Below are 10,283 nucleotides of genomic sequence, written 5' to 3'. Positions count from 1 at the left end.
CCAAACTTGGCCGACAGCACCGTGGCGATGGCCGCCGTCAGGGTCGTCTTGCCATGGTCCACGTGACCGATGGTGCCCACGTTCACGTGCGGCTTCGTACGTTCGAACTTACCTTTTGCCATTTCTCAACTCCAAAAAGAGCAATGCCCGTGTGGTGGTTTTACGTCTGCACCGCATTGCTGATTCCCTCGCCACGGGCAACGAGGGGCATGCGGTCGCAGACAGATGAGGTGCCCTGGCCAGCCCCCACGGCCTCGATTGATCGAAGGGCCGCGCAGCAGGCCATCCCGGCAGCACTCGCGGAACTGGCTTCGCCAGGCCGCAGAGTGCGCCCCCGGAAGGGGGTTGCCGGCGCGGACGAAGTCCGCAGACGCTGGGGGCGAACTTACTTCGCGCGGGCGGCGACGATGGCTTCCGACACGTTGCGCGGAGCTTCAGCGTAGTGCTTGAACTCCATCGTGTACGTGGCGCGGCCTTGCGTGGCGGAACGCAGCGAGGTCGAGTAGCCGAACATCTCGGACAGGGGCACTTCGGCCTTGATGGCCTTGCCGCCGCCGACCATGTCGTCCATGCCCTGCACCATGCCGCGGCGGGACGACAGGTCGCCCATCACGGTACCGGCGTAGTCTTCCGGCGTCTCGACTTCCACGGCCATCATCGGCTCGAGGATGACGGGGCTGGCCTTGCGGCAGCCTTCCTTGAACCCGAAGATGGCAGCCATCTTGAACGCCAGTTCGTTCGAGTCCACGTCGTGGTAGGAGCCGAAGTGCAGCGTGACCTTGACGTCGACGACCGGGTAACCGGCCAGCACGCCCTGGTTCACGGCTTCATTGATGCCCTTTTCCACAGCCGGAATGAATTCACGCGGAACCACACCGCCCTTGATGGCGTCGACGAACTCGACACCCTTGCCGGCTTCGTTCGGCTCGATCTTGAGCACGACGTGGCCATACTGGCCCTTGCCGCCCGACTGGCGCACGAACTTGCCTTCGGCCTCTTCCACCGTCTTGCGGATGGTTTCGCGGTAGGCCACCTGCGGCTTGCCCACGTTGGCCTCCACGCCGAACTCGCGCTTCATGCGGTCCACGATGATTTCGAGGTGAAGCTCACCCATGCCGGCGATCAGCGTCTGACCCGACTCTTCATCGGTCTTCACGCGAAACGAAGGATCTTCAGCGGCCAGGCGTTGCAGGGCGATGCCCATCTTTTCCTGGTCGGTCTTCGTCTTGGGTTCCACGGCCTGCGTGATCACGGGCTCGGGGAACACCATGCGCTCCAGAATGATCTGGGAGTCGATGTCGCTCAGCGTCTCGCCGGTCGTCACGTCCTTCAGGCCCACACAGGCGGCGATGTCGCCGGCGCGGATTTCCTCGACTTCCAGGCGTTCGTTGGCGTGCATCTGCACGATACGGCCGATGCGCTCCTTCTTGCCCTTGATCGGGTTGTAGACGGTGTCGCCCTTGGTCAGCACGCCCGAATAGACGCGCACGAAGGTCAACTGGCCCACGAACGGGTCGGTCATCAGCTTGAAGGCCAGTGCCGCGAACTTCTCGTTGTCGTCCGCCTTGCGGGTAACCGGGTTTTCGTCTTCGTCGGTGCCCGTGACGTCATCGATGTCGGTGGGCGCCGGCAGGTAGTCGATCACGGCGTCGAGCATGCGCTGCACACCCTTGTTCTTGAACGCGGTGCCGCACAGCATCGGCTGGATTTCGGTGGCAATCGTGCGCACACGCAGGCCGGCCTTGATCTCGTCCTCGGTGAGGTCGCCCTCTTCCAGGTACTTGTTCATCAGCTCTTCCGACGATTCGGCAGCCGCTTCGACCATCTTCTCGCGCCATTCCTTGGCAGACTCCAGCAACTCGGCCGGGATGTCTTCGAAGGTGAACTTCATGCCTTGCGAGGCTTCGTCCCAGATGATGGCCTTCATCTTGAGCAGGTCGACCACGCCCTTGAAGCCTTCTTCGGCACCGATCGGGATCACGACGGGCACGGGGTTGGCCTTCAGGCGCAGCTTCATCTGGTCATAGACCTTGAAGAAGTTGGCACCGGTGCGGTCCATCTTGTTGACGAACGCCAGACGGGGCACCTTGTACTTGTTGGCCTGGCGCCAGACGGTTTCCGACTGGGGCTGCACGCCACCCACGGCGCAATACACCATGCAGGCGCCGTCCAGCACGCGCATGGAACGCTCCACCTCGATGGTGAAGTCCACGTGGCCGGGGGTGTCGATGATGTTGAAGCGGTGCTCAGGGTAGGACATGTCCATGCCCTTCCAGAAGCAGGTGGTGGCGGCCGACGTGATCGTGATGCCGCGCTCCTGCTCCTGCTCCATCCAGTCCATGGTCGCCGCGCCATCGTGCACTTCGCCGATCTTGTGGTTCACACCGGTATAGAACAGGATGCGCTCGGTCGTTGTGGTCTTGCCGGCGTCGATGTGGGCCGAGATACCGATGTTGCGGTAGCGCTCGATGGGGGTCTTGCGTGCCATGAGAAAACTCCTTTAACGGCATAGAGCCCGCCCGCCGGTTTCGGCGGGTCGGGCTCCGAGCCTCTGAGATATGGGGACGAAAATCAGAAGCGGAAGTGGCTGAAGGCCTTGTTGGCCTCTGCCATGCGGTGCACTTCGTCGCGCTTCTTCATCGCACCGCCACGGCCTTCGGTGGCCTCGAGCAGCTCGTTGGCCAGGCGCATGGCCATCGACTTTTCACCGCGCTTGCGGGCGGCTTCCTTCAGCCAGCGCATCGACAGGGCCAGGCGACGGACCGGGCGCACTTCCACGGGCACCTGGTAGTTCGCGCCACCGACGCGGCGGGACTTCACTTCGACCATCGGCTTCACGTTGTTGATGGCCGTGGTGAAGATCTCGAGCGGATCCTTGCCGCTCTTCTTCTCGATGGTGTCGAGCGCACCGTAGATGATGCGCTCGGCCACCGCCTTCTTGCCGCCTTCCATGATCACGTTCATGAACTTCGACAGCTCGACATTGCCGAACTTGGGATCCGGCAGGATTTCACGTTTGGGGACTTCGCGACGACGTGGCATGTTTCAAACCTCTTTGCTTCAGTTGGCACCGCCTTCCGGCAGGGCCGCGAGAGCCAGCAGGACTCTCACTTACTCGACCCGCACAGACCTCTGCGCTTGGGGTCACTACGTTCGGATGGCCCGCCAAGGCCGCCGAACACCGAATGATCCAGGGATCAGGAAGGCGATCAGGCCTTCTTGGGACGCTTCGCGCCGTACTTGGAGCGGGATTGCTTGCGGTCCTTGACGCCTTGCAGGTCAAGCGAGCCGCGCACGATGTGATAGCGCACACCGGGCAGATCCTTCACACGGCCGCCGCGCACGAGCACCACCGAGTGCTCCTGCAGGTTGTGGCCTTCGCCGCCGATGTAGGAAATGACTTCGAAACCGTTGGTCAGGCGCACCTTGGCGACCTTACGCAGTGCGGAGTTCGGCTTCTTGGGCGTCGTGGTGTAGACGCGGGTGCAGACACCGCGACGTTGCGGCGAGTTCTGCATGGCCGGGCTCTTCGACTTGGTCTTCTCGACCTCGCGACCCTGGCGCACCAGTTGGTTGATGGTTGGCATGGATAAATGGTCCCAAAAATCCCCTGAAGCCCCGTGACAGGCAACCCGGCTCCGCGAGCGGGCGGGGAAACGACAAAAACGTGAAACCCTTCGGAAAATTCCGAAAAGCCCTCGATTCTAGCGCGCTGTGTGATGGCTGGCAACGGGAGCGGCAAGACTGCCTGATACCGCCCCACAACACGAGATGCGCCCGGCGCGAGAAGCCGACGCTGGCGGCCGGACGTTGGCCGCCAGCAAAGGCGAAGGCACCCGGCGGCCTACTTGATCCAAAGCCGCATCGCGTCCCACGCCCGGCCCAGCACGCCCGCCTGTTCGACAGGCTCCAGCGCCACGAGCGGCACCTCGGTCACAGGCTGGTCTGCGAGCGACACCTTCAGCCGGCCGACCACCTGATTCTTCGTGAAGGGCGCAACCAAGGGGTCTGGGCGGACGACCTCGGTTTTGACCTTGTTCGCCGATCCGGACGGCACCGCCACGACGATGGCCTCCGGGCGGCCCAGCTTGAGCGTGTTCTGCTTGCCCTTCCAGACGGCGGGTGTGGCGACGGGCTGGTCAGCATCGAACAGCTTGACTGCGTCGTAGGCCGTGTAGCCCCAGTTGACCAGCTTCTGCGATTCGTTGGCGCGCGCGTTCTCGCTGCTGGTGCCCAGCACGATGGACAGCAGCCGCCGGCCACCCCCCAAGTTGGGGAAGTCGCGCTTGGCCGTGACGATCATGCAGTAGCCCGCCGCCTCGGTGTGGCCGGTCTTGAGGCCGTCGACCGACGGATCGCGGAACAGCAGCAGGTTGCGGTTGGTGTCGTTGGAGGCCGGTGTGCCCGGGTAGCGGAATTTCTTGATCGAGTAGTAGTGCAGGTACTCGGGAAAGTCCTTCATCAGTCGCGTCGCGAGGATGCTCAGGTCGCGCGCGGTGGTCGTGTGGCCTGGCGCCGTCAGACCCTCGGGGTTGCGGTAGCCGGTGTTCTTCATGCCCAGCGCCTTGGCCTGCTCGTTCATGAGCCGCACGAAGTTCTCGGCCGAGCCGCCCACGCCCTCCGCCAGGGCCATGGTGGCGTCATTGCCGGACTGCACGATCATGCCCTTGATCAGGTCATCGACCGGCACCTGCATCTTGGGGTCGATGAACATGCGTGAGCCCGGCATCTTCCAGGCACGGGTACTCACGGGCAGCGTCTGCGTCAGGCTGATCTTCTTGGCCTTGAGCGCGTCGAAGACAAGGTAGGCCGTCATCAGCTTGGTGAGCGAGGCCGGCTCCACGGGTGAATCGATGTCCTTCTCGGCCAGGATCTGGTTGGCCGTCACATCCAGCAGCAGATAGCTCTTGGCTGCGATTTCGGGCGGAATGGGCGCCTGGGCGCCTGCCAGCGTGCTCATCGTGGCGGCCACGACGAGAACCAGCGATCGGAGAAGACGAATCATGCGATGGGATGGGAAGCGTCCGAAGACGAAGAAAACAAAGGGCCGAAACGGACGGGCCGCCGCCCTGGGTGTCGAGCGAGCGGCACGTTGGCCGCGTGACCGAGGCCAGTGATCGGCAGCCGCCCGGAATGTACGAACGGCCCGCCCGTCCTCATGACACGGCGCCGGCGGATTGGTTCACCACCGTCAGTCGGCAAACGACAGATGACGCACCACCAGCGACTTCAGCAACGGCAATTGTCCGTGAAAGAAATGGCCGCCTCCGGGCACCACGGTGATCGGCAACGCCTGGGGACGCGCCCAGTCCATGACCGCGGCGAGCGGCACGGTGTCGTCCTGCTCGCCGTGCACGACGAGCGTCCGCTCGTGCATGGCCGCCGGCAGGGTCGCGACCAGGAAGCGCGATGCAGCCGTGCCGACGAGCACGAGGCGCCGGAGATCGCGCTCGCCCTCGAGCCGGGCGACGGCCTGGCTGGCCACGAAGGCGCCGAAGGAGAATCCTGCGATCGCAAGCGACCCTTGCGGCGCCAGCTCCTGCACGACCTGGAGGAAGTCGTCGGTCTCGCCCCGCCCCTCGTCGTGCACGCCGGCACTGGCGCCCACGCCACGGAAATTGAAGCGGATGGCCGTGTAGCCGCAGGCCACGAAGGCGCGGGCCAGCGTCTGGACCACCTTGTTGTCCATCGTTCCGCCGAAGAGCGGATGCGGGTGGGCGATCACGGCGACGCCGGCCTCGGGGACGCCATCGGCACCGCGGTCGCGCAGCACTTCGATGGCACCGGCAATGCCGGCAAGACTCAGTCGCTCTGTCTGTGCGTTCATGGGAGCAATCGTGCCTGGACGGGCAAAGTCGCCTGACCGGGTCTGAAGAAGAACGGTCCGTCGATGCGAGGACGCCTCAGCGTCCCACGTTGGGGGGAAGCAACAAGCGCTCCACCACTTCACCGCGCTTGAGGTGGGAATCGACGATCTCGTCGATGTCGCTCTTGTCGACGAAGCTGTACCAGGTGCCCTCGGGATAGACCACAGCCACGGGGCCGCCCGCGCAGCGGTCGAGGCAGCCGGCCTTGTTGACGCGGACCTTGCCGGGGCCGGCGAGTCCTTCCTTCTTGACGCGCGACTTGCAGTGCTCGAAGGCCGACTGCGCATCGTGTGGTGCGCAGGACTCTTCGCCAGCCTTGCGCTCGTTCAGACAGAAGAAGATGTGGCGGGCGTAGTACTGCGGCATGGTCGGGCGATTCTAGGAGCGGCTTCGTCGGCTCAAGGCGTAGAGCGAATAGCCCATGGCCGCGAAAGGCCAGAGCCAGCCCAGCCATTGGGCCAGTCCGTTGAAGCGGATGAAACGACCCTGCTCCCAGGTGGCCAGGGTCTGCGCGAAGTAGGCGCTCTCGGGCGCCTGGTTGAGCAGGCCCAGATGCAGACCCAGCGCCAGGAGCATCAGGCCCATGGTCAGCCGCCGGCGTGCGGCGACCAGACCCAGCGCCAGCAGCAGGGCCAGACCGATGCCTGCCTCGACGGGCAGACTCAGCCAAGCCCACGCATGCTGCGGACCATAGCTCAACGCCGCCGACAGCCCGCTGGCGCCCACACCCGCCACGGCGACGATCGCGAGCATCAGCAACCGCGCCGGCCGCGCCCGGGTGATGGAAAAGGCCAGCAGGCAGGGCACCAGCAGCCCGAGCATGGCGCACAGCATCTCGGCCGCCGGCACCAGCGGCTCTAGCTCGAACTCGCGCATCGGCAGCCAGTCGAGAAAGGGCGTGTCGTACAGCCATTCGGCCACGGCCGCCTCCAGCCGCTCGAAGACCTGGCCCAGGCCGAAGGGCACGGCGGCTGGAAAGAGCAAGGCGGCGGGCCACAGCGCCAGCAGCACCAGTGCTCCCCGCGCCTCGTCGATGAACCAGGCTTCGCGCAGTCGGCTCCATCGATCCAGCATGCCCAGTCGCACCAGGGCTGCCGCGATCAGCGCCCCCAGCAGTGCACCCGCGGCGTTCAGGGCGAGATCGACATTGGACGGGATGCGCGAAGGCAAGTAGCTCTGCAGCGTCTCCATGGCGAGCGACAGCAGCAACCCGGCGCCGAAGGCGCGGCCGGTTGCCATCCAGACGCGGGTGGCCACACCGCGGCGCAGCACGGCCGTGGCCACGAGAAAGCCGAAGGGCACGTAACCCGCGACGTTGATGCCCAGATCGAAGCCCGTCCAGTACTTGGGCAAGGGCGCGCTCAGGAAGGCCCAGGGTGCGATGCCCTGATCACGCCACTGATCGAAGGGATAAAGGCTCGCATAGACGATCAGCGCCGCATAGGCCAGCGCCAGCGGAAGTGCCGTCGTCTTGCGCGCTGCGGCCGTCACCGGGCCGGCGCTCAGAAGGGCTTGACCACGGCCAGCACGACGATGGCCACCAGCAGCAGCACCGGCAGCTCGTTGAACCAGCGGAACCAGCGGTGGCCCAGGCGGTTGGTGTCGGCCTCGAAGCGGCGCAACAGCCGCGCACAGACGTGGTGATAGCCGATGACCACCAGCACCAGCGCCAGCTTGGCATGCAGCCAGCCGCCACTGATGCCGTAGCCCAACCAGAGCCAGGCGCCCAAGCCCAGCGCAGGCACGGCCAACAGCGTGGTGAAACGCAGCAGTTTGCGCGCCATGAGCAGCAGGCGCGCCCGCTCCGCCACCGACGAGGCGGGCACCATCGCCAGGTTGACGAAGATGCGCGGCAGATAGAACAGGCCCGCGAACCAACTGGCCACGAAGACGATGTGAAAGGACTTCACCCAGAGCATCGGCGCAGTGTACGGAGGCGCCACCGCCCGATGCGGCGGACAAAAAAAAGCCCGGCGTCTTTACGCCGGGCTGGGAAGCCCTTTTGCTGTCACACATCAAGGCACCCGCTCAGGGAGGAAAAGCGGGGAGCGGCAAGCCGCTCAGCCAAGAATCTAACAAGATCGCCGCGTTTCTTCAAGATTTGATCAAGTTTTTTTACCATTTGGTGGGGGCGTAAGGAAAACGACCTCGTCTCACCCAAGGGCCCAGCGCAACGACCCAGGACCGCTGGGGCACAATTTTCGGATGACCTTCCACGCCCCCTATCCCGCCGGACGCCCGCGCCGTCTGCGCCGCGACGGCTTCTCCCGCAACCTGGTGCGTGAGAACGTGCTCACGGCGCACGACTTCATCTACCCCGTGTTCGTTCACGAGCAGGCCGGGCGCGCGCCCGTGCCTTCGATGCCCGGCGTGGAGCGGGTCTCGATCGACGAACTTTTGCGGGTCGGCGAGCAGGCCCTCGAACTCGGCGTGCCGGTGATCGACCTCTTCGGCGTGCCCGATCCCACGACCAAGACCGCCGACGGTGCCATCGCCTGGGACGAGAACGGCATCATCCCGCGCGCCATCCGCGCGTTGAAGGCGCGCTTCCCGGAGCTGGGCGTGATGACCGACCAGGCGCTCGACCCCTACACCACCCACGGCCAGGACGGGCTGATCGACGACAGCGGCTACATCCTCAACGACGAGACCATCGAGGCCCTGATCAAGCAGTCGCTCGCGCACGCGGCCGCGGGCGTGGACATCCTCTCGCCCAGCGACATGATGGACGGGCGCATCGGCGCCATCCGCTCGGCGCTGGAGGCCAACGGCTTCATCCACACGCGCATCATGGCCTACAGCGCCAAGTACGCCAGCGCCTTCTACGGGCCGTTCCGCAGCGCCGTCGGCAGCGCCAGCAACCTGGGCAAGGGCAACAAGTACACCTACCAGATGGACCCGGCCAACATCGACGAGGCACTGCGCGAGGTGGCCATGGACATCGCCGAAGGCGCCGACATGGTGATGGTCAAGCCCGGCATGCCCTACCTGGACGTGGTGCGCCGGGTCAAGGACACCTTCCGCGTGCCCACCTTCGCCTACCAGGTCAGCGGCGAATACGCCATGCTCAAGGCCGCGGCCCAGAACGGCTGGCTGGACCACGACGCCGTGATGATGGAGAGCCTGCTGGCCTTCAAGCGTGCGGGCGCCGATGGCGTGCTGACCTACTTCGCCCTCGACGCCGCGCGGCTGCTGCGCGCGGCCTGAGGAACCGGCGACAGCCGCTGCGATGCGGGTCCTCGACATCAACGGCACGCAGGCGCGCGAGCTGCCACCGTGCTCCGCGCATACCTTGCCCGAGCCGCCGGAGCCCGGGCATTTCTACTGGCTCTCGGTCACCCGTGCCGAACTGGGCGAGGCCCTCCCCCAGTTGCAGACTTGGCTGCAGGCGCTGACCGGCGTGCGGCTGGTCGATCTGCATGTGAGCGACCTGCTCAACGAGCATCTGCCTTCGCACTACGACGCCACCTCCGCCTATGACGTGCTGGTGCTGCGCCGGCTCACCAGCATCCCCACCACCGAGGTGGCGCCCGCGCAGGTGGTACCGGCTCTGCGCGGTGGCCCACCGGTGCTGCGGCACATCGACACGCGCCCCGTCGGCTTCGTCGTCTTCAAGCGTCTGTTGCTGACCGTGCATCCCGAGGACGGCAGCGTGCGCGATGCCGTGGCCGAGCGCCTGATGACGGCCGACGCCCAGCCGCTGGATGTGCGGGCGGTCTCCAGTCGCCTGCCGGCCGGTCCGGCCGACCTGATGCTGCGGGTGGCCAACCAGATCGTGGACGGCTACCTGGCGTTGCGCCGCGAGCTCACGCGCCAGTTGGACCATTGGCAGGCCGAGCTGATCGATCCCAAGACCCGCTTCACCAACTGGGGGGCTCTTATGCAGGCGCGCCAGGGACTGCATCACCTGGACGAAATCTGCGAGGACCAGCAGACGGCGGTTCAGGACTGGATCGATACGCTGGAGGCGCTCCCGATACCCGACGAAGCGGCCGCCCGCCGCGACCACGAATTGCTGCTCGTGCGCAGCCGCGACGTGCTGGAGCACATCGAGCGCGTCGTGCGCCATGTGCGCCGGCTGGAGCAGAACGCCGAACTCGCGGTGCAACTGCACTTCAACGTCCAGAGCCACCGCACCAACGACATCATGCGGGTGCTCACGGTATTGACCGCTGTCTTCCTGCCGCTGAACCTGATCGCCGGCATCTTCGGCATGAACTTCGAGTTCATCCCCCTGGTGCATGCGACAGACGGCTTCTGGGTGGCGCTGGTGTCGATGGTGCTGATCGCGGCGCTGCTGGTGGTCGTGTTCTGGCGCAAGCGCTACCTGGCACGCACCACGCGCTGAACAAGGCTGTGCCCCATGTCAAAGGGCCGGACGCGCTCATCGCGCGACCGGCCCTCTGGGAAAAGCGG

Annotated in this window: 11 protein-coding genes; 2 read left to right on the top strand and 9 right to left on the bottom strand. The window is 65.5% G+C overall.

Annotated features, from left to right (window positions below; genetic code table 11):
• From BXA03_RS07740 to BXA03_RS07700, 9 genes are all read right to left on the bottom strand, one after another.
• On the bottom strand, positions 1–122 hold a 122-nt coding region (locus BXA03_RS07740; protein ID WP_229827326.1), incomplete at its 3' end, for a GTP-binding protein.
• Positions 123–385: 263 nt separating this feature from the next.
• Positions 386–2,488 (bottom strand): elongation factor G, encoded by a 2,103-nt coding sequence (fusA, locus tag BXA03_RS07735; protein WP_076505714.1) that lies wholly within the window; start codon positions 2,486–2,488, stop codon positions 386–388.
• Between the two features lie 83 nt (positions 2,489–2,571).
• Entirely contained in the window at positions 2,572–3,042 is a 471-nt protein-coding gene (gene rpsG, locus BXA03_RS07730; protein WP_017759705.1) for a 30S ribosomal protein S7, read from the bottom strand.
• Between the two features lie 167 nt (positions 3,043–3,209).
• Positions 3,210–3,587, bottom strand: a complete 378-nt coding sequence (gene rpsL / locus BXA03_RS07725) for a 30S ribosomal protein S12 (protein ID WP_017759704.1) — start codon at positions 3,585–3,587, stop codon at positions 3,210–3,212.
• A gap of 257 nt (positions 3,588–3,844) precedes the next feature.
• Positions 3,845–5,005, bottom strand: coding sequence for a D-alanyl-D-alanine carboxypeptidase family protein (locus tag BXA03_RS07720; RefSeq protein WP_076505712.1), 1,161 nt, complete (start codon positions 5,003–5,005; stop codon positions 3,845–3,847).
• A gap of 186 nt (positions 5,006–5,191) precedes the next feature.
• Entirely contained in the window at positions 5,192–5,827 is a 636-nt protein-coding gene (locus BXA03_RS07715) for an alpha/beta hydrolase (RefSeq protein ID WP_076505710.1), read from the bottom strand.
• A 76-nt stretch (positions 5,828–5,903) separates the two neighbouring features.
• Entirely contained in the window at positions 5,904–6,233 is a 330-nt protein-coding gene (locus BXA03_RS07710) for a (2Fe-2S) ferredoxin domain-containing protein (protein ID WP_076505707.1), read from the bottom strand.
• Positions 6,234–6,245: 12 nt separating this feature from the next.
• Positions 6,246–7,358 (bottom strand): VanZ family protein, encoded by a 1,113-nt coding sequence (locus BXA03_RS07705; protein ID WP_076505704.1) that lies wholly within the window; start codon positions 7,356–7,358, stop codon positions 6,246–6,248.
• An 11-nt stretch (positions 7,359–7,369) separates the two neighbouring features.
• Positions 7,370–7,786 (bottom strand): CopD family protein, encoded by a 417-nt coding sequence (locus tag BXA03_RS07700; protein ID WP_076505702.1) that lies wholly within the window; start codon positions 7,784–7,786, stop codon positions 7,370–7,372.
• 286 nt (positions 7,787–8,072) lie between these two features.
• On the opposite strand from BXA03_RS07700, the gene hemB reads away from it, so the two are divergent.
• Both hemB and BXA03_RS07690 read left to right on the top strand, forming a co-directional pair.
• Entirely contained in the window at positions 8,073–9,074 is a 1,002-nt protein-coding gene (gene hemB / locus BXA03_RS07695) for a porphobilinogen synthase (protein ID WP_076505700.1), read from the top strand.
• 22 nt (positions 9,075–9,096) lie between these two features.
• The gene (locus BXA03_RS07690; RefSeq protein WP_076505698.1) at positions 9,097–10,215 is read left to right on the top strand and encodes a magnesium transporter CorA family protein; all 1,119 of its coding nucleotides are present in this window, start codon (positions 9,097–9,099) and stop codon (positions 10,213–10,215) included.
• Positions 10,216–10,283: the final 68 nt, after the last annotated feature.

Origin of the sequence: Pseudacidovorax sp. RU35E (assembly GCF_900156165.1) — a bacterium.
Classification (GTDB): Bacteria; Pseudomonadota; Gammaproteobacteria; order Burkholderiales; family Burkholderiaceae_C; genus Xenophilus.
This window is presented reverse-complemented; position numbering and strand designations above follow the sequence as displayed.